The 20,418-nt window shown below is 53.3% G+C and carries 15 protein-coding genes and 1 pseudogene; 14 read left to right on the top strand and 2 right to left on the bottom strand.

Annotated elements, in window-relative coordinates:
• Positions 1–272 precede the first annotated feature (272 nt).
• Positions 273–1,283: pseudogene (gene ftsZ, locus V9K92_RS21455) on the top strand (cell division protein FtsZ); the annotation flags it as partial.
• A 361-nt stretch (positions 1,284–1,644) separates the two neighbouring features.
• Positions 1,645–3,957: a DNA translocase FtsK gene (locus V9K92_RS21450; RefSeq protein ID WP_337354954.1), complete on the top strand. Its 2,313-nt coding sequence runs from the start codon at positions 1,645–1,647 to the stop codon at positions 3,955–3,957.
• Between the two features lie 63 nt (positions 3,958–4,020).
• Here V9K92_RS21450 and V9K92_RS21445 read toward each other — a convergent pair whose 3' ends face one another.
• On the bottom strand, positions 4,021–5,064 hold the full coding sequence (locus V9K92_RS21445) for a LacI family transcriptional regulator (protein ID WP_337354908.1): 1,044 nt from the start codon (positions 5,062–5,064) through the stop codon (positions 4,021–4,023).
• Between the two features lie 293 nt (positions 5,065–5,357).
• Between V9K92_RS21445 and V9K92_RS21440 the strand changes: the two genes are divergently transcribed.
• The 7 genes from V9K92_RS21440 to V9K92_RS21410 all read left to right on the top strand — a co-directional run bounded on the left by V9K92_RS21440 (position 5,358) and on the right by V9K92_RS21410 (position 13,907).
• Complete coding sequence (locus V9K92_RS21440) at positions 5,358–6,602, top strand: extracellular solute-binding protein (RefSeq protein WP_115053394.1); 1,245 nt, start codon at positions 5,358–5,360, stop codon at positions 6,600–6,602.
• Between the two features lie 70 nt (positions 6,603–6,672).
• The gene (locus V9K92_RS21435; RefSeq protein WP_115053393.1) at positions 6,673–7,566 is read left to right on the top strand and encodes an ABC transporter permease subunit; all 894 of its coding nucleotides are present in this window, start codon (positions 6,673–6,675) and stop codon (positions 7,564–7,566) included.
• Positions 7,563–8,465, top strand: a complete 903-nt coding sequence (locus V9K92_RS21430; protein WP_337354907.1) for a carbohydrate ABC transporter permease — start codon at positions 7,563–7,565, stop codon at positions 8,463–8,465. The genes V9K92_RS21435 and V9K92_RS21430 overlap by 4 nt, the downstream gene beginning before the upstream one ends.
• Positions 8,462–9,559, top strand: coding sequence for an ABC transporter ATP-binding protein (locus V9K92_RS21425; RefSeq protein WP_337354906.1), 1,098 nt, complete (start codon positions 8,462–8,464; stop codon positions 9,557–9,559). The genes V9K92_RS21430 and V9K92_RS21425 overlap by 4 nt, the downstream gene beginning before the upstream one ends.
• A 45-nt stretch (positions 9,560–9,604) precedes the next feature.
• Positions 9,605–10,351 carry a TIM barrel protein gene (locus V9K92_RS21420; protein WP_115053390.1) on the top strand — a complete coding sequence of 249 codons (747 nt, stop codon included), beginning with the start codon at positions 9,605–9,607 and terminating at the stop codon, positions 10,349–10,351.
• A 31-nt stretch (positions 10,352–10,382) separates the two neighbouring features.
• A complete protein-coding gene (locus tag V9K92_RS21415; protein ID WP_336442164.1) occupies positions 10,383–11,522 on the top strand; it encodes a Gfo/Idh/MocA family protein in 1,140 nt (379 codons plus the stop codon).
• Between the two features lie 78 nt (positions 11,523–11,600).
• Complete coding sequence (locus tag V9K92_RS21410; protein ID WP_337354905.1) at positions 11,601–13,907, top strand: Tex family protein; 2,307 nt, start codon at positions 11,601–11,603, stop codon at positions 13,905–13,907.
• Here the strand turns inward: V9K92_RS21410 and V9K92_RS21405 are convergent, their stop codons facing one another.
• Positions 13,908–14,813, bottom strand: a complete 906-nt coding sequence (locus V9K92_RS21405; RefSeq protein ID WP_336442162.1) for a GntR family transcriptional regulator — start codon at positions 14,811–14,813, stop codon at positions 13,908–13,910.
• 122 nt (positions 14,814–14,935) lie between these two features.
• Between V9K92_RS21405 and V9K92_RS21400 the strand changes: the two genes are divergently transcribed.
• The 5 genes from V9K92_RS21400 to V9K92_RS21380 all read left to right on the top strand — a co-directional run bounded on the left by V9K92_RS21400 (position 14,936) and on the right by V9K92_RS21380 (position 20,370).
• Entirely contained in the window at positions 14,936–15,922 is a 987-nt protein-coding gene (locus tag V9K92_RS21400; RefSeq protein ID WP_115053387.1) for an aldo/keto reductase, read from the top strand.
• Positions 15,923–16,064: 142 nt separating this feature from the next.
• On the top strand, positions 16,065–16,994 hold the full coding sequence (locus V9K92_RS21395) for an ABC transporter substrate-binding protein (protein ID WP_307275967.1): 930 nt from the start codon (positions 16,065–16,067) through the stop codon (positions 16,992–16,994).
• Positions 16,995–17,087: 93 nt separating this feature from the next.
• The gene (locus V9K92_RS21390; protein ID WP_337354953.1) at positions 17,088–18,608 is read left to right on the top strand and encodes a sugar ABC transporter ATP-binding protein; all 1,521 of its coding nucleotides are present in this window, start codon (positions 17,088–17,090) and stop codon (positions 18,606–18,608) included.
• A gap of 2 nt (positions 18,609–18,610) precedes the next feature.
• Positions 18,611–19,579 (top strand): ABC transporter permease, encoded by a 969-nt coding sequence (locus tag V9K92_RS21385; protein WP_115053385.1) that lies wholly within the window; start codon positions 18,611–18,613, stop codon positions 19,577–19,579.
• 59 nt (positions 19,580–19,638) lie between these two features.
• Entirely contained in the window at positions 19,639–20,370 is a 732-nt protein-coding gene (locus V9K92_RS21380; RefSeq protein ID WP_307275520.1) for a glutathione S-transferase, read from the top strand.
• Positions 20,371–20,418: the final 48 nt, after the last annotated feature.

The following is a 20,418-nucleotide window of genomic DNA, read 5'->3' as shown; positions in this document are numbered from 1 at the left end:
TTCAGTGAGAAATGCATCCGTAAAGGATCAACATGAACGTCTGTTGACTGCGCTTTTCGGACCCAATGCTAGGGAGCCGCACTCTGTTGGAATGCAAAGAAAAACGTAAGCGATACGATAAGTGACCATTTCAGGGCTTGCGCCGCAAACCTCCTTCTGATTCTTTGCCGCCGCTCCGGGATATTTTCAGTTTTGATTCTCACGGACGCGATATTTTGAGATTTAGACCTGTACGCCGATGATAGTGAGCGGCGCGGAACAAGGATTGCACCATGTCGATCAACCTTCAAAAACCGGAAATTTCCGAGATGAAGCCGAATATTACCGTGTTCGGTGTTGGAGGTGGCGGCGGTAATGCGGTCAACAATATGATCCGCGAAAACCTGCAAGGAACGCAATTCATCGTTGCAAACACAGATGCGCAGGCACTGTCGATGTCCAAGGCGACCAGGCTTATACAGCTGGGCGCGAATGTCACGCAGGGCCTGGGTGCCGGATCGCATCCGGAAATCGGCCGCGCTGCTGCTGAGGAAAGCATCGACGAAATCATGGACCATCTGACAGGAACACATATGTGTTTCGTTACAGCTGGCATGGGCGGCGGCACCGGAACAGGTGCAGCCCCGGTGATTGCACGCGCAGCGCGTTCCGCAGGCATCCTTACCGTTGGCGTCGTCACAAAACCGTTTTCCTTCGAGGGAACCCGCCGCATGCGGATGGCTGAAGAGGGCCTTGAAGCACTGCGCGAGAGCGCCGATACTTTGATCGTCATTCCCAACCAGAACCTTTTCCGCGTCGCCAGCGCCAACACAACATTCGCCGATGCCTTCGCCATCGCTGACCGGGTTCTTTATTCAGGCGTCGCATGCATCACCGATTTGATGGTGCGCGAAGGCCTCATCAATCTGGATTTTGCCGATGTGCGATCCGTGATGAGGGATATGGGCCGGGCCATGATGGGTACCGGCGAAGGCACGGGCCAAGGGCGCGCTCAGGCCGCCGCGGAAGCAGCAATCGCCAATCCGCTGCTTGATGTGGAATCGATGAAGGGTGCCAAAGGCGTTCTCGTTTCCATCTCCGGTGGCCGCGACATGACACTGTTTGAAGTTGACGAAGCCGCCACCCGCATTCGGGAGGAAGTTGACGATCAGGCGAATATCATTCTCGGCGCTACATTTGACGATGCTCTGGAAGGTGTTTTCCGCGTTTCCGTCGTTGCGACTGGTATTGATGGCGTCAACAACGCAGCCCAGGCATCTGGGGCATTGCTGCAACGCCAAGCCTGACAATCGGCCCATCGCCCGCAACATATATTTATAATTATTATCATCCCGGGACCAAATCCCGGGATATTTTTTTGCGTATGGAACGGTGAGAAAGTGGTGCTCGGTAGAGAGTTGTTAACCTTCATTTTCTATTCCTAGAGCGGCACAAATCCGGTCACCTCATCCCGTTTCGTTCGCAGGCATCATGCATATTTCCAGAACAAATTTCCCAATAAAATCAGATGACTACGAGACAACAGAGGCAAATCAGACACCTCCTGCAAGTGCCCCCGCCCCCAATCCAGCCCCGGCTCCGGCCTATGCACCTGTAAACGTTCGCCGTTCGGCGCCGCCTGTCGCGCAAGCCCCTGCGCATCCCATGGAGCGGCTGCAAAGCGCGGGCTATGTGTTGCCGGATGCTGCGACGGCACCAATTTCAAAGCGCATGTTCTCCTTGTCTGAGAATGTCCGTTTCACACGGACGCCAGACAGTGAATTGCAAAAGGGCAAAGAGCAGCCAGCTCCAACGCCTGTACAGGTTTCCACGGCGCAGAGAGCCGCCCCTGTCGGGTTCAAGGCACCTGTGGCTCCGCCGCGCCCGCCTGTCGTGCAGGCAGCCCCTGCGCAACCAGAACGTTCACCGGTTTTAGGGGGCAAGGTTCCGACCATCTCCATCGAAGAGAAACACGAGAATACAGTCGCGGCATCGTCCCCAGCCAAAGAGGCAACCAGCTCGGCTTATGCCTATGTGTCAGACTTCGCATTCTGGGACAGCATGGGCGTGATCGCTGATGTAGCTCCGGTCACCAGCGCTTATGTGCGCCCAAAAAAGATACAATATAGCCCTGATGAGATCACCGCCCGTTTTCGTATCGTGGAGTATAAAAAGGCTCTTGCTGCGGAAGCTATCGACCCGCAGCTTTTGGCTCCTTCTGCGCCCGAAAAGTCAGAAGATCAGCTAAACGCTGCATTCACCGGGAATGACACGATAGAGACGGTCGTCGAGGCCTCGGTGGAGGAGTCTCCGGCTCCTATCGTCCAACAGCAAGTTGTCGTGCAGCGGCGTGAGATTGCTCCACAGCCAGCACCTGCGCCTGCGCAAACGCTTGCACCGCAAAGACGGCTTGCCATTGTCGGTGGCATCGAGACGCGCATGGCGCCGCCAACCCACGTCGGATACGAGAAGCCGCCGGTCGACTTGTTACAGGAACATACTGCGCAGGATACGATCACCATTTCGCAGGAAACGCTGGAGCAGAATGCTGGTTTGCTTGAGAGTGTCCTGGAAGATTTCGGCATTCGCGGCGAGATCATTCATGTTCGTCCAGGACCGGTGGTCACATTATATGAGTTTGAACCTGCCCCGGGCGTAAAATCTTCGCGCGTCATTGGCCTTGCTGACGATATTGCGCGTTCCATGTCTGCATTGTCAGCACGCGTTGCAGTGGTTCCAGGGCGCAATGTTATTGGTATTGAACTGCCCAACACGACACGCGAGACGGTGTTCCTGCGGGAAATGATCGAATCTGACAGCTTCGACAAGACAAAGTTCAAACTGGCGCTCTGTCTTGGAAAGACCATCGGCGGCGAGCCGGTGATCGCTGAGCTCGCCAAGATGCCCCATCTTCTGGTGGCTGGTACCACGGGTTCTGGTAAATCCGTTGCGATAAATACGATGATCCTGTCTCTGCTCTACCGGCTCACCCCCGACGAGTGCCGCTTGATCATGGTCGATCCGAAGATGCTGGAACTGTCGATCTATGATGGCATTCCGCATCTGCTTACCCCTGTTGTTACCGATCCCAAGAAAGCCGTCATGGCATTGAAATGGGCGGTTCGCGAAATGGAAGATCGATATCGCAAAATGTCGAAACTCGGCGTCCGCAATATTGATGGTTTCAATGCTCGCGTTGCCAGCGCCCGTGAAAAAGGCGAAACCGTGATGTGCACGGTTCAAACGGGCTTCGATAAGGGCACGGGCACACCTGAATATGAACAGGAAGAAATGGATCTGACGGCAATGCCGTACATTGTCATCATCGTCGACGAGATGGCCGACCTGATGATGGTGGCCGGCAAGGATATCGAAGGCGCGATACAGCGTTTGGCGCAAATGGCACGTGCGGCTGGCATTCACCTGATCATGGCAACGCAGCGTCCTTCCGTCGACGTCATTACCGGCACCATCAAGGCCAACTTCCCGACGCGTATTTCGTTTCAAGTAACATCGAAAATCGACAGCCGCACCATTTTGGGCGAGCAGGGTGCCGAACAGCTCTTGGGCCAAGGCGACATGCTGCATATGATCGGCGGCGGCCGGATCGCCCGCGTTCACGGCCCCTTCGTCTCTGATGAAGAAGTGGAACAGATCGTTACCCACCTGAAGGCGCAAGGTCAGCCGGATTATCTCGATACGGTCACTGCCGACGAGACCGAGGAAGAAGAAGTCGAAAACGAGGACAGCGCAGTTTTCGACAAAGGCAGTATGGCTTCCGAAGACGGAAACGAGCTTTATGATCAAGCGGTAAAAATCATGTTGCGCGATAAAAAATGCTCAACATCCTATATCCAGCGCCGCCTTCAAATTGGCTATAACCGCGCCGCTTCCCTTGTGGAGCGCATGGAAAAAGAAGGACTGGTTGGGCCAGCAAATCATGTCGGCAAGCGTGAAATCCTGAACGAGAATAACTGATCAGGCATGAATGTGGTGCGTGCTTTGACACGCACCACCCATTTGCCGATGGGCACCCCACCACTATTCATCCGGATAACTCAGGCTCTGCAACTGCCGCGCATCCACTCCTTCGATGCGGCGTAACACGGCGCGTGCCAGTTCCCGCCCGGCGTGGCGAACATCTTCGTTAAACACGATTATTTCCGGTCGGAACCATTTCAGCACGTCGCTCGATTGTTTCGATACGAGATCAACATCCCTGCCAATTTTGAGGCCAGCCGCTTCAATTCCTGCAACCAAAGCAATGGCTGCGCTCCCGCTACAACAGACAATTCCATCCGGGCGATTTTGGCCGGACATTATTTCTTCCGTTCGATCACGAATGCGCCCAAGCGATGTGTCCACGTCAATATCAGGAACCAGAATAGCCTGCGCACCGCCCTCCTCGATTGCCCGGGAGAACCCCCGCTCCAGATGCCTATGGTAGGTTACCGCAGAGGTGGGGCCGGCCATCATCGCAATTTTCTTGCGTCCTTTGATCAGCAGGCTTCTCGCGGATTTATAGGCAAATGCTTCATTGTCGAAATCATGGAATGGATGCTCGATCCCCATTTCTGTCCGCCCATGGGTAGCAAATGGGATGCCGTGCTCGGTAAGATAACGGACGCGCGCATCGTCAGGCTCCGTACGTGACATGATAATGCCATCGGCAGAACCTGTTTCCACGATGTAGCGAATGGGCTGCATGGGATCATTTTCAGCCGAATAGGGCGTAACGGTCAGATGATACGGCGTCTGCGATAATATCTCGGAAATGCCATAGACCATGTTTGACGTCAGGCCCATAATTTCCGACTGCGCATTGAGCACAAGACTAATAACATTCGTCTTGCCGGTTCGCAGCCTTACGCCAGCACGGTTGGGCCGGTAGCCAATCTGTTTTGCGATGAGTTGCACGCGGTTTTTGGTTGCGCGGCCAATTTCTGGCGCGTCTTTCAATGCGCGCGAAACAGTTGTCACACCCAGCCCGGCCATGAAGGCTATCGTCTTTAAAGTTGGACGCTCTCCTTCGGGAAGCTCCACTGCTTCGCTGCTCGAACCACGTCTCAAATCTTTTGCGTTCATATCTTGCTGGCCCGTCAAGGCCATCCTTCACCATGCAGCGCTTCTGTATCGTTTCAGAAACATTACGTTTCCTTGTTGCTGCAGTATAGCTCCCTGACATTCTATTGCACAACTTAAACTGGTGTAAGCGTGCGTTGCAACGACAAAAACTTGCATGAAGTATGACAAAAGCCTCTAAAATTGCTTGGTTTTCAACACAGAGACCCCTGCACAAGAAAAATAAACGCGGGGAATTGCGCGCACGCAAAGTTTAGTCTAGCCTACCTGTAACGTTTCAGATTTGGGAGGAAAAGATGCGTTACAGTACAGCTCTTGCCGTATTAGCCACTTCAACATTCCTGCTTACGATCAATAATACCAAAGCCGCAGACCTTGAGGTCACCCATTGGTGGACCGCAGGCGGCGAAGCCGCTGCCGCAAAGGTGCTTGCGGAATCCTTCAATAAGCTGGGCGGTGATAAATGGGTCGATGGAGCCATTGCCGGAAGCGGCAGCACAGCCACCCCCATCATTGTCAGCCGCATTCTTGGCGGCAATCCAATGGGTGCGACGCAGCTCAATACGGGCCGGGACGCCGAAGACCTCGTAAAAGCCGGGCTTATGACCGACCTTACCGAGATTGCTACCAAGGAAGGTTGGGCAGATTTTATCCGGCCATCAAAACTCTTCGATGCCTGCAAATATGAGGGCAAGATTTACTGCGTCCCCGTCAATATTCATACGGAACAATGGATGTGGGTAAATCCGGCTGCGTTCAAAGCGGGCGGCGTATCCGTCCCGGCCAATTGGCAAGAGTTTGTTGCGGCTGGGCCAAAACTCAAAGAAAAAGACATCATTCCCTTGGCGACCGGCGATGCATGGCAGGTCAACCTCATTTTCAACGACATGGTTTCTTCCATCGGCGGCAAGGAGCTTTTCCTCAAAGTATATCGTGACAAGGATGCCGTGGCAGCGGCCAGCCCCGAGATGAAGGCGGTTTTTGAGGCCTATGCCCAAGCCCGTGAGTTAGCCGACCCCGGCTATGTCGGACGTTCCTGGAATGAGGCTACAAGTCTCGTCATAAGCGGGAAAGCAAGCGCTCAGATCATGGGCGATTGGGCGCAAGGCGAATTTGGCGTCGCTGGAAAGGTAGCCGGTACAGATTATGATTGCCTGCTTGGCCTCGGTAATAATCCTGTCCTCAATACTGGCGGTGACGCTTTCTACTTCCCGAAGAACGAAAACCCGGAAGTGACCAAAGCGCAGCTTAAGCTCGCCAGCATGATGGTTTCAAAGCAAACGCAGGTGGCATTCAATCTTGCCAAGGGATCGCTTCCGATCCGCGGCGATGTCGATCTGGCCGCAGCAAATGCCTGTATGAAGAAAGGCGTCGAGGTTCTCAACAAACTCGACAATGTAGTGCCATCTGTCAATCAACTGCTTTCGCCAGACACAAAGTTGGAAGTTGAAGACCTGTCCAAAGAGTTCTTTGCCGATGCCAGCATGACTGTCGAGGACGCGCAGGCTCGCTTCGTCAGCATCATCGAACAGGCCCAATAGTCATCCCCGCCCAAACTGCCATTTGCTCAAAACAAATGGCAGTGAGCGGCCCGGCCTGACGGAGAAAATAATGAGTCACGCAGCGCGCCCCAACACTCTTTTCAAGAACTTGAATGCCAAGGTCGCAGCCGTGCCAATGATTGCGACGGTTCTTATTGTCTTCATTGGTTGCACTTTGTGGACGGTCGTGCTGTCGTTCACGTCCTCGCGATCTCTTCCCGAGCTCACATTCGTTGGATTTGATCAGTATACGCGGCTCTTCAACACGCCTCGCTGGAATGTTTCGGCTATAAACCTCGGCATATTTGGCGTGTTTACCCTCGTGTTCTCGACTGTGATCGGCTTCATTCTTGCTGCCCTCATGGATCAGAAAATCCGCTTTGAGGGGGCCTTTCGAACTGTTTTCCTTTATCCCTACGCCCTGTCATTCATTGTCACGGGCCTTGTCTGGCAGTGGATTCTCACACCCACATTCGGCATACAGCGCGTGGTTCGCGATCTGGGATTTGAAACCTTCACTTTCTCAATTCTCAATGATCAGCGCTTTGCCATCTACGCCGTCGTTATTGCCGGTCTCTGGCATGGTACGGGCCTCGTTATGGCGCTTATGCTGGCGGGTCTGCGAGGGATTGACGAGGATATCTGGAAAGCCTCACGCGTGGACGGCATCCCCGTCTGGAAGACATATCTTTTCATTGTCATTCCCATGATGCGTCCTGTTTTCATCACCACCATAGTGCTGGTCTCAACCGGAATTGTACGCGTCTATGATCTCGTCGTCGCTCTGACAGGCGGGGGGCCCGGCAACGCCAGTGAGGTGCCGGCCAAATATGTCTACGAGTTCATGTTCCGGCGCGCCAATCTCGGACAGGGTCTGGCTGCCTCTACGATCATGCTGACCACCGTTCTCATCATCATCATTCCCTGGGCTCTGATGGAATATCGCGGAGGAAAACGCAAATGACCGCGATCGATACCATATCCACTGAACCGCACGGCAGGCGGCCGACACGAACATTCACTCCAGCGAAGATCATGATCTACGGAGTTCTGGTGGTCGCCGCGCTGTATTACGTGCTGCCGCTCTACGTAATGATCGTCACTTCGCTGAAAGGCATGCCCGAAATTCGGCTTGGCAATATTTTCTCGCCGCCCGTTGAAATCACGTTCCAGCCCTGGAGCACAGCATGGACGAGCGCCTGCACCGGCCTCTACTGCGAAGGTCTGAAAGTCGGGTTCTGGAATTCGGTCCAGATCCTTATCCCGAGCGTGATCATTTCAATTCTGATTGCGTCCGTAAACGGTTATGCGCTGGCCAATTGGCGTTTCAAGGGGTCTGAAATATTCTTCAGCGTCCTGCTCTTCGGGGCCTTCATACCCTATCAGGTAATGCTCTATCCGCTCGTTATTATTACGCGTGAGCTGCGAATCTTCGGGACACTGACCGGCATCATCGTGATCCACACCATTTTCGGCATGCCGATTCTAACGCTTCTATTCCGCAATTACTTTGCTTCTCTCCCCACCGAACTGTTCAAGGCCGCACGTGTCGACGGTGCCGGTTTCTGGCGTATTTTCTTCCAGATCATGGTGCCGCTCTCAGCTCCGATTTTCATTGTTGCGGTCATCATACAGGTCACCGGTATCTGGAATGACTTCCTCCTCGGAGTCATTTTTGCAGGCTCCAAGAACATTCCCATGACCGTGCAACTGAACAACATCGTCAACTCGACGCAGGGCGTGAAGGAATACAACGTCAACATGGCGGCCACCATTTTGACCGGCGCCGTTCCGCTCCTGGTCTACTTTTTCTCAGGCAAATACTTCGTCAGGGGCATAGCCGCTGGCGCTGTTAAAGGGTGATTACCGTGCACAGTGTTTCAATCAAGGATCTGTCTGTCAGCTTCGGCTCGGTCAATGTTCTGAAGGACCTCAATATTGAGGTGGCCGATGGCGAATTCCTCGTATTGCTCGGCCCGTCCGGATGCGGAAAATCAACCCTGCTCAATTGCATTGCGGGTTTGCTCGATATCTCGGAAGGGCAAATATTCATTAAAGGCAAGAACGTAACGTGGGAGGAGCCGAAGGACCGTGGCATCGGCATGGTGTTTCAGTCCTATGCGCTTTATCCCCAAATGACTGTCGAGAAAAATCTTTCCTTCGGTTTGCGTGTCGCCGGGCTGCCAAAGGCCCAAATCCAGCAGCGCATCGCCAATGCAGCCGATATTTTGCAATTGGAACCACTATTGCAACGAAAGCCTGCCGCCCTTTCTGGCGGGCAGCGCCAACGCGTAGCCATAGGACGTGCGCTTGTACGCGATGTCGATGTGTTCCTGTTCGATGAGCCGCTCTCCAATCTTGACGCCAAGCTGCGCTCCGAGCTGCGTGTGGAGATCAAACGCCTGCACCACAAGCTTGCCAATACGATGATCTATGTAACCCATGATCAGATCGAGGCATTGACCCTTGCCGATCGCATTGCGGTTATGAAAGGCGGATTGATCCAGCAGCTCGATGAACCGCTGACCATCTACAACAAGCCGCGCAATCTCTTTGTTGCAAGTTTCATCGGTTCGCCTGCGATGAACTTTCTAAGAGGTAAAATTACCGGGGCGAACCAAGATAAAGCCTTCACGGCAGCCGATCTCACAGTCTCGATGGCCACATACGACGCGCAGGAACCGCTGACAAATGAGCGGGACGTTATTTTTGGTTTCCGGCCAGAGCATATCACGATCAATGAAAAACCCGGCCCGGCAGGATTGTCCTATGAAGCGACGGTTGATCTCGACGAACCAATGGGGGCCGACAGCTTGGTCTGGCTGACAGTTGCCGGCAAGCCGATATCCGTGCGCGTTGATTCCAGCCGGCGCTATCTGCCGGGCGAAAAGGTCCACCTGAACTTCAATCCCGCCATGGCTTCGCTGTTCGATGCCACGACCGAAAACCGTGTCTAGGGCCCTGACCCTAATCCCAAGACGACATAAATTACGGAGAATATAATGACCGATTTTTCTTACCAGCTCTACAGTTCCCGCGAGTTTCCGCCACTTGAAAAGACGTTGGAAATGTTGAAACGCCTTGGGTATGCGCAGGTTGAAGGCTATGGTGGCGTCTATACCGACGTGGAGGCTACCAAGGCGGCGCTGGATGCAAATGGCCTCTCAATGCCAACCGGACATTTCAGCATTGATTTGCTTGAAAGCGATCCGCAACAGGTGATCGACATCGCTGAGACGCTTGGCATCAAAGCGATCTATTGTCCGTATCTGGCTGTAGAACAGCGACCTGTGGATGCTGCCGGCTGGTCGGCGTTCGGGCAGCGGCTTGAAGCCGCCCATAGTGTTTATAGCAAGGCTGGCTTTACCTTCGGTTGGCACAATCACGATTTCGAATTCGTTGCCCTTGCTGATGGCTCCATTCCCCAGAAGCTGATCTTTGATGCTGCGCCGAGCATAGGCTGGGAGGCAGATATCGCCTGGATCATACGTGGCGGCGGTGATCCCTTTGAATGGATCAAGAATTATGGCTCTCGCATCGGTGCCGTGCATGTCAAGGACATCGCACCAGCCGGAGAAAATACGAGCGAGGATGGCTGGTCCGATGTCGGGCACGGGACCGTTGACTGGAAAGCTTTGATAGCCGCGTTGAAGGCAACACCCGTCAAATATTTCGTGATGGAACACGACAAGCCGGCGGATGATGAGCGATTTGCCCGTCGGTCTATCGCCACTGTTAAAGCTTTTTAAAGTTTAGGCACCAGGAAGAAAGACCAAGAAAATGGCCAAAACACTAGGCGTCGGCATTATCGGTTCGGGGAATATTTCTGCGGCATATCTCAAATTGGCCCCCCTGTTCAAAGGTATCGAAATTCGCGCTGTTGCCGACATCAACGAAGCAGCAGCAACGGCCCGGGCTTCCGAATTTGGCGTCGAGGCACGGAGCATCGATGCATTGCTTGAAAGCGAAGATATTGATCTCGTCGTAAACCTGACCATTCCCGACGCGCATTTTGACGTATCCAAGCAAATATTGTCGGCAGGCAAGCATCTCTATTCAGAGAAACCTTTGACGCTTTCATTGAATGACGGATTGGAGCTTCAAAAACTTGCCGCCAGGAAAAACCTCAAAGCCGGGTGCGCTCCCGATACGTTTCTCGGCGGCGCGCATCAGCTTGCGCGTAAACTGGTGGATGACGGACAAGTGGGCACGATAACTTCCGGGACGGCCCATGTCATGAGTCATGGAATGGAGCATTGGCATCCAAACCCCGACTTTTTCTTCCGCCCGGGTGGCGGGCCGATTCTCGATCTGGGTCCATACTACATCGCCAACCTCATCAATCTTATAGGACCGGTACGTCGTGTTGCTGCACTCACGTCAATGGCCAGTCCGACGCGCACGATCTCAAGCGCACCGCGCGCTGGCGAAAAAATCGACGTAACAACACCGACGACAATTCAGGCATTGCTTGAATTCGAAAGCGGCGCATCCATTACCTTGTCGGCAAGCTGGGATGTTTGGGCGCATAACCACCCCAATATGGAACTTTACGGCACGGATGGGTCATTGTTCCTCCCAGATCCGAACTTCTTCGGCGGCGAGGTAAAACTTGCAAAGCCGGGCAAGAAAGCCAAGGCGGTCAAGGCTTGGGCTCATCCTCTGGGTACGCCCAATCAGAAACACTCCCAAGGAATGATGGCGAATTATCGCACCGCAGGTCTTGCCGATATGGCCGTGGCAATCCTCGAAGACCGGGACATCCGCTGTTCGCTGGAGCGCGCACTGCATGGTGTCGACGTCATGGTTTCGATTCTCAGATCGGGTGAGGAAAAGAAATTTATCGATATCAAAACTAGCTGTTCGCGTCCTGAAGCATTGGGCATCAAGGAAGCCAAATCGCTGTTGAAAAAGCAATAAACCATCGCTCCCAAGCGATTGCGGTCATGGTCGGGCGCCACTATGTTGGTCGCCCGATCATGATTTTATGGATACAACGTGACTGTTACCAATACTGCCAGCATCCCCCGTCTTATCGCGGCCGAAATCAATGCGCGTCCTGATCAGGTAAATGCCGCGATAGAGCTGCTGGACGGCGGAGCTACGGTTCCTTTCATTGCACGCTATCGTAAGGAAGTGACCGGCGGACTTGACGATACACAGTTGCGTACCCTCGACGAGCGGTTGATCTACCTGCGCGAACTGGAAGCGCGTCGTGACACGATCATCAACGAAATCCAAAGTCAGGGAAAGCTTACACCGGAGCTGGAAGGCAAGATCGCCGCAGCGATCACCAAAGCCGAACTGGAAGATATCTATCTGCCATATAAGCCCAAGCGGCGAACAAAGGCTGAGATTGCCCGCGAGAGAGGTCTTGGGCCTTTGGCGGAAGCCATCATATCTGATCGACGGACAATTCCGCTGGAAATCGCGAAGAACTTCGTCACTCCGGACGTTGCTGATGTTAAAGCCGCTCTTGATGGCGCACGCGATATTCTTGTCGAGAAATTTTCCGAAAATGCCGACCTTATCGGTCGCTTGCGCAATTACATGAAAGATAGAGCAGTACTGCGTGCGAAGGTTGTGGACGGCAAGCAAGAGGCTGGCGCAAAGTTTTCTGACTACTTCAATCATTTCGAACGTTGGGCAACCACGCCCAGCCATCGCGCACTTGCCATGTTGCGCGGTCGCAATGAAGAGGTGCTTTCTCTCGATATCGAGATTGATGCCGATGATACGTCGGCAATCAAGCCTGTGGAGCGGATGATTGCCGAAGCCTATTCGATTTCAGGAAATGGTGCAGCAGACACATGGCTGATGGATGTCGTGCGCTGGACATGGCGCATCAGGCTTTCTCTCAACCTCTCCGTCGATCTGATGACGGCCTTGCGTGAGCGTTCCGAAGAAGAAGCAATTCGCGTATTTGCCCGAAACCTCAAGGATCTGCTGCTGGCAGCGCCGGCAGGGTCGCGGGCAACAATGGGTCTCGACCCTGGCATTCGCACGGGCGTAAAGGTTGCAGTCATTGATGGCACGGGGAAGCTTCTCGATACGGCGACCGTCTATCCGTTTCCGCCGCGCAATGATGTAAGAGGCACGCAAACCGAACTGGCGAGACTGGTCACGAAGCACAAGGTCGAACTCATCGCCATTGGCAATGGAACAGGCAGTCGCGAAACCGAAAAACTCGTCGCCGATATGCTCGGTGACATGCCTGCACCAAAGCCGTTGAAGGTCATTGTCAGCGAGGCTGGCGCTTCCGTTTATTCAGCCTCCGCCACCGCCGCTGCCGAGTTTCCCACGCTGGACGTTTCGTTACGCGGCGCCGTATCCATCGCCCGGCGCCTGCAAGATCCACTTGCCGAACTGGTCAAGATCGAGCCGAAATCCATTGGTGTTGGACAGTATCAACACGATGTTGACCAATATCGCCTCGCGCGGTCGCTCGAAGGCGTCGTCGAAGATGCCGTCAATGCTGTCGGTGTCGATCTCAATACCGCATCAGCATCATTGCTGGCGCGTATTTCCGGTTTGGGCGCGTCGCTCGCGGAAGCTATTATCGCTCACCGCGATCAAACCGGTCCGTTTAAAACCCGCCGCGAACTTCTAAAAGTTGCGCGGCTCGGACCCCGGGCTTTTGAGCAATGCGCGGGATTTTTGCGTATCAGCGACGGCAGCGAGCCGCTTGATGCATCTGCCGTTCATCCGGAAGCTTATGGAGTTGCAAAGAAAATCGTCAGCGCCTGCGGGAGGGATGTGCGCTCATTGATGAATGACAGTACCGCTTTGAAAGCGCTTGATCCGCGGGTCTTCGTTGATGAGCGCTTTGGTCTGCCCACCATTCGCGATATTATTGCTGAGCTGGAAAAACCCGGTCGCGATCCCCGACCGGAGTTCAAGACGGCTGCTTTTGCTGATGGCATTGACAACATCAAAGACTTGAAGCCCGGCATGTTGCTCGAAGGGACAGTGACCAACGTCGCCGCATTCGGCGCTTTTGTCGATATTGGCGTCCATCAGGACGGCCTCGTGCACCTTTCCCAATTGGCCGACAGGTTTGTCAAGGATGCCCACGAGATCGTCAAAGCGGGGGATGTTGTCAAAGTCCGCGTTGTCGATGTCGATCCCAAACGCAATCGCATCAGCCTGACGATGCGCAAAGATGGCGGCGGCAATGAAGGTCCCAGAAAGCCACATTCATCGGACAATGCTTCTCAGCTCCGCAAACCATCGCCCAAGCCGCAAATCCCTGCATCGCAGGGCGCTTTCGGTGCGGCATTGGCAGATGCTATGCGCAAAAAATAATCATCCCGGCTCCTGCTCCCTTTCCTTCGGCATTATGGATTGAAGCAATGTGTCGCGCGCGGACTTCAAATGCGCGCGGCACGCTTTGTTGACCCTGGATTGGTCTCGGGAGCGAAGAGCATCAATATAATCTAAATGTTCTTCAAGAGCGCGGGTGTTGCGCTGCTGCGCGTGCAATTTGTTCCACTGATAATGGTAGTGGAAAACAATCGCGATAATATCGTAGAAATCATCCACAAAGCGGTTGTGAGAAGCCGAATGGATCAACCTGTGAAAACGCTCATCGAGTTCGGAAAATTCGGTATACCGGCTATCAATTTCGCTTAGAAGCGTTCGGTGCTCAAGTTCCAGATCATCAAGTTTTCCTCGCGCCGGGTGATCATCTGGCAGCTTGGTAAATGCAACTGCCGACCTGAGCTCGAACACTTCACGAACTTCAAACAGCTCCAGCGCAAAGGCCCGCGTAAAGCCTTTCAATATCCAATGGCTGTTCTTGCGTTTTTCGATCAGCCCAAATCGACTGAAGCGTATAAGAAACTCGCGAACGCTCGATGTGCCTACCCCGATGTCACGTGCAAGCTCGAGTTCATTAATTTGCATGCCCGGCTGCGCGCCACCGGCAAGAATCCTTTTCATGAAACTACGTTCGATAATTTCGGAAAGGGAATCCGTTTGATCCTCGGGAAAGTAATCTTTGGGCCTGGGTTTACGCAGCACGGCCTTGCCCGGCTTTTCCATTTCAACCAGGCCGGACTCCGCCAGCTTTTTAAGGATAGCCCGCACGGTTGTTCGACTTATGCCCAGTCTCGCGCCAAGCTCGGATTCGGATGGCACAGTTTCCACATCGCGCAACAGATGAAGACATCTATTGTAGCCTTCCTTGAAAACCGTATTCTGTTTTGACATCCCGCCCCTCCCCGCTTGCCAAAACAAGCGTTCCCTAAATTATTTAGGCACAAGAACGATTGACTGCAAAGGTTTTTTGTCGATAAAAGACAATATAGACTTTGCGTGTCTGGGAGGAACGCTTGGAAATTCGTACAATAGGTGCAACGCCGCTGGCCTTAACCCAATTTGGATTTGGGGGCGCGGCGATAGGTGGCTTGTATAGAGAATGCCCCCGCGACGATGCCATTGCAGCACTGCAAACGGCATGGGATGCGGGTATGCGCTACTTCGATACCGCACCATTTTACGGCTTTGGTCTTTCGGAGCGCCGCACGGGTGATTTCCTGCGCTCGAAACCACGCGACAGCTATGTGCTTTCAACGAAAGTTGGACGTTTGCTCAGGCCAGTGCCCGACAACCAAATCCCGGACCATTCCTACGTAAATCCCCTGCCCTTCGCCGTCGACTATGATTATAGCTATGACGGTATCATGCGGTCTTTCGAGTTCAGCTTTGCCCGTCTTGGGCTGAACCGCATAGATATTCTCTATGTGCATGACATCGGCGCATATACCCACGGTCCTGAAAAGAATGCGGTCTATCAGAAGCAACTTCTGGATGGCGGCATGAGGGCATTGCAAGAGCTGAAATCGTCAGGCGCAATTTCCGCTTACGGCCTTGGGGTAAATGAGGTTGAGGTGTGCATGGATGTGATCGCACAAAGCGATATAGACTGCATCCTTTTGGCCGGACGCTACTCGCTTCTGGATCGTTCGGCGGAACGTGGATTGCTGGAAGAATGCCGCAAGAAGAAGATTTCCCTGGTCATTGGGGGCGTGTTCAATTCCGGCATATTGGCAACAGGGCCGGTGCCGGGAGCCAATTTTGATTATGGGCCAGCGTCGGAAGATATTTTGAGTCGTGTCCGGTCCATGGAGGCCGTTGCCAAATCTCATTCCATCCCGCTCGCTGCTGCCGCGATGCAATTTCCTCTGCGTGAGACTGTCGTTGCGAATGTTCTTATCGGAACCGCCAAAGCTGCTAGTCTGACCAGAAACATGGATCTTTTGAATGTGACGATACCCGAAGCATTTTTTGCTGAAGTGGAACAATTCACAATCAAGTAGAATGGCTACAAAGCGGGGTTGAGTGCGCCACAGCCCTAACGACAATTAAACAAGAAAGGCGCTTGGAGAGGAACCTGAAATGATACTTTTTGGAAAAAGCATAAATCGTAGAACCGTGCTTGGCGTAACCAGCGTTGCGATCATGGCGGGCATGATGGGTGTAGCACCTGTGCGGGCGCAGGACGTCACCATTCCTATCATCGTTAAAGACACGACGTCCTTTTATTGGCAGATCGTTCTGGCCGGAGCACGCAAAGCTGGCAAAGATCTCGGCGTTAAAGTTCCAGAACTCGGAGCGCAGGCTGAGTCGGATATTAATGGCCAGATATCCATTTTGGAGAATGCAGTTTCCGGCTCACCGGCAGCAATTGTGATTTCGCCAACAGAGTTTAAAGCACTTGGCAAGCCGATTGACGAGGCAGCAAAATCGGTAAAGATCATCGGGATCGACTCTGCTGCGGACTCCAAGGCTTTCACATCGTTCCTGACGACTGACAATGTTGAAGGTGGCCGTGTCGCTGCAGATGGTCTGGCTGCTGCAATCACTGAAAAATACGGCAAGGCAGAAGGCGATGTTGCAATCATCACCGCGCTTCCCGGCGTTGGTTCGCTGGATCAACGGGCCAAGGGCTTTAAAGAGCAATTGGCGGCAAAATATCCAGGGCTCAAGCTGGTAGCAGATAAGGTTGCAGATGGTCAGGCAACAACAGGCCTGAATATCACAACCGACTTGATCACCGCCAATCCTGAACTACGTGGAATTTTTGCATCCAACCTGATCATGGGTCAGGGCGCAGGCCAGGCGATTGCCGAAAACAAGGCCCAGGACAAGATCAAGGTCATCGCCTTTGACAGTGACGAAAAGCTGGTGAAATTCCTCAGCGATGGCGTGCTTTACGCTCTGGTAGTCCAGGATCCATTTCGCATGGGTTATGACGGCGTAAAAACTGCGCTCGCTGCTTCAAAGGGCGAGAAAGTCGAAGCCAATGTCGACACGGGTGCCAATCTGATCACCAAGGCGAACATGAGCGAGCCACGCGCGCAGGAGCTGCTGAATCCGAAGCTTGATTAATCGGAATTCTGCTCTCCAATCGAAGAGGCTGCCATGGAAACTCAGAACTTTGCATCACAGTCCGGCAACGGAACACATGCAACCGCTGCGATCATGGCGGCCGATTCACCTATCCTTGAACTTAAAGGGCTGGAAAAGCAGTATTTTGGTACGCATGCCCTGAAACCGACCGACCTAGCTTTTAAGGCCGGTGAAATACATGCCATTGTTGGCGAAAATGGCGCAGGCAAATCAACCCTCATAAAGCTTTTAACCGGCGTCATTCCGCGCACGGGCGGCGATGTTTACTGGCGCGGCGAACCCGTGGCATTGGGCACCCCTATCGAAGCTATCAAGCATGGCATTAATGCCGTGCACCAGGAAGTTGTTCTTTGTCCGCATCTCAGCGTTGCCGCCAATATTTTTCTGGGTGAAGAACATCTACGTTTCGGGTTGCTTAGACATCGAAACATGGTGCGGGACGCACAGAAGATTCTTGACGATCTCGGCTTTGATCTTCCCGCCCATGCCACGCTCAGTGATTTGACAATCGGTCAGCAGCAATTGATTGCAACGGCACGTGCGGCGACAAGAGGCGCGCGTTTTCTCATATTTGATGAGCCTACTGCCTATCTGACACGAAAAGAGGGTATGCAGCTTTTTGCCCTCATCCGGCGCATGCAGGCAAATGGCGTAACCATTGTTTATATCAGCCACCGGATGGAAGAAGTCTTTGAACTTGCCGACCGGGTGTCGGTATTACGGGACGGAACCTTGGTAGGTACGCGAGACATCGCCGACACCAATGAAAACGAACTGATTGCCATGATGATCAATCGCTCCATCGAGCAGATTTATCACAAGGATAGTTTCGAGTTCGGCAAACCCATCCTGGAAACCCGAAATCTTTCCGGCAAAGGCTTCGAAAATATATCGCTGACTGTTCGGGAAGGCGAAATTGTCGGTCTCTATGGATTGATCGGCGCGGGGCGCAGCGAGTTTGTCACCACTGTCTTTGGTCGGCATCCAAAGTCCTCCGGCTCAATTTTGTGGAAAGGCGAGGAGGTCGATATTCGCCGCGAGAAGGATGCGATCAAGCTCGGCATCGCGCTCGCCCCGGAAAGCCGCAGGGATCAGGGACTTTGCCTGTCACTGCCTGTAAGCCTGAATCTCAACCTGCCGGTTTATCCGAAACTTAGCCGTGGCGGAATTATATCAAAGAGCAAGGAGTCAGCCCAGGCGGATCGCCAAATCGCCGACCTGCGCATCAAGACATCGACACGCAGTGCAAGCGCTGCCAGCCTTTCAGGCGGCAATCAGCAAAAGATCGTCATTGGCAAATGGCTTAATCACGGTGCAAAGCTCTTCATCTTTGACGAACCCACGGTCGGTGTCGATGTCGGCACCAAGGCTGAGATTTACCGCCTTTTCTCGGCGCTGCTATCGCAAGGAGCCGGGATCATCCTGATTTCTTCATATTTGCCGGAAGTCTTTGAACTGGCTGATACACTTCATGTTTTCCGGCGCGGCGAGATGGTTGCATCCCATCCATTCAAATCCGCCAGCCATGAAGATATTCTAACAAAAGCGCTTGGTTCGGCCCCGGCCAACCCAATTTTATCCGGAGAGTCCTGATCATGAGTGTTGATACCAAGGAACCAGTTATTTCACCCAAGAAGCGGTACAACATCCTCTTCGGGCTGACATTGCTCGCTCTCCTGCTTGTTCTATGGCTGATCCTCGGCCTGTCAACCACGACCTTCTGGACGACAAACAACATCGCCAATTTGCTGCGCCAAGGCGCCATGATTGCGATCCTCGCAGTGGGTCAGACCTTTGTCATAATCACCGGCGGGATAGATCTATCTGTTGGCGCAATCGCGGGCTTTGCCAGCACAATTGTTGCATTGCTTCTGGCCAATGGATTTCCAATCTGGGCAGCCGTGCTCATTACCCTTGGCATTGGTCTTGGCATCGGGCTCTTCCATGGTTTCGGTATTGTAAAGATGGGATTGCCACCCTTCATCATCACTCTGGCAACACTCACATCGCTTCGCGGAATCGGTCTTTTGATTACCAATGGTGCAACCATTTCCATCAATAATGACGAGTTCACAAACTTCTCGCGAAATGATTTTCTGGGAGTTCCAAACCTGTTTTGGATGGTTATCCTCGTGGGTATCCCTGCCTATATTCTGCTTCAGCACACGCGTTGGGGCAGATATCTCTTTTCAGTTGGGTCAAACGCCGAAGCTTCCCGTCTCTCCGGCGTAAACGTCAATCGCACCATCTACCTCGCTTATACTCTGTCAGCCGTTTGCGCTTCCTTCGTCGGCATTCTGCTTGCTACGCGCATCGGAGTTGGCAACCCTACGCAGGCGGAAGGCTGGGAGCTGCAAGCCATTGCCTCATCCGTCATCGGCGGCACGAGTCTTTTTGGAGCTGTAGGATCTGTTCAAGGTCCATTGCTTGGAGCCTTCATCCTTGCCACCATTAACAACGGCGCCAATCTCCTCAACGTCAATTCGTTCTGGCAACGGGTTATCACAGGCGTGCTGATCATAGTGATCGTCTATTTTGACCAGTTGCGCCGCCGGAGGAAATAAGTCGCTCTCTGCCACATTCCCATGCTCAAATGGAAAAACGGAAGCAGCAGGAGACGCTTATGCCCTACGAGCTATATTATTGGGACGGGTTACAAGGACGAGGTGAATTTATACGGCTCGCGCTGGAGGACGCGGGAGCCGATTATATCGACATCGCGCGCGAGGATGGTCCCGAGCGGGGCATTGACGCGATGATGAAGGTGCTCAAAAGCAAGAGTGAACGCCACCTGCCCTTTGCGCCACCTTTTCTGAAAGATGGCGACATGATTATATCGCATGTCGCGAATATCCTGTTTTATCTCGGTCCTAAACTCAACCTCGCCCCCAGCGATGAAAACCAGCGTATATTCGCAAATGGATTGCAGTTAACCATAACGGACTTTGTCGCGGAGGTGCATGATACGCACCATCCCATCGCCACAACGCAATATTATGAAGATCAGAAAGAGGCAGCCAAACTGCGCTCCAAAGACTTTATCGAACATCGCATGCCCAAATTCCTGGATTACTTCGAGCGGGTTCTGCACCGGAATCCTGATGGCAAGGCTCACACGATCGGCAAATCACTGAGCTATGTCGATATTTCCCTGTTCCAGATTTTCGAGGGACTTCGTTATGCTTTCCCCAGAGCCACGGCAAATCTGGCCAAAGATTATCCGGCTTTACAGGCTTTGCATGACACGGTCGGCAATCGGCCCAATATCAAGGCTTATCTCCGTTCGGAACGTCGCCTCGACTTCAATACATCCGGCATTTTCAGACATTACCCGGAGCTCGATCAGAGCGCATAAGGGCGCTATATTTATAATTGCCTTCCAATTTACGCTGGACTTGATCCG

It is taken from the genome of Phyllobacterium sp. CCNWLW109, from assembly GCF_037203905.1.
Lineage (GTDB): Bacteria > Pseudomonadota > Alphaproteobacteria > Rhizobiales > Rhizobiaceae > Phyllobacterium > Phyllobacterium ifriqiyense.
This window is presented reverse-complemented; position numbering and strand designations above follow the sequence as displayed.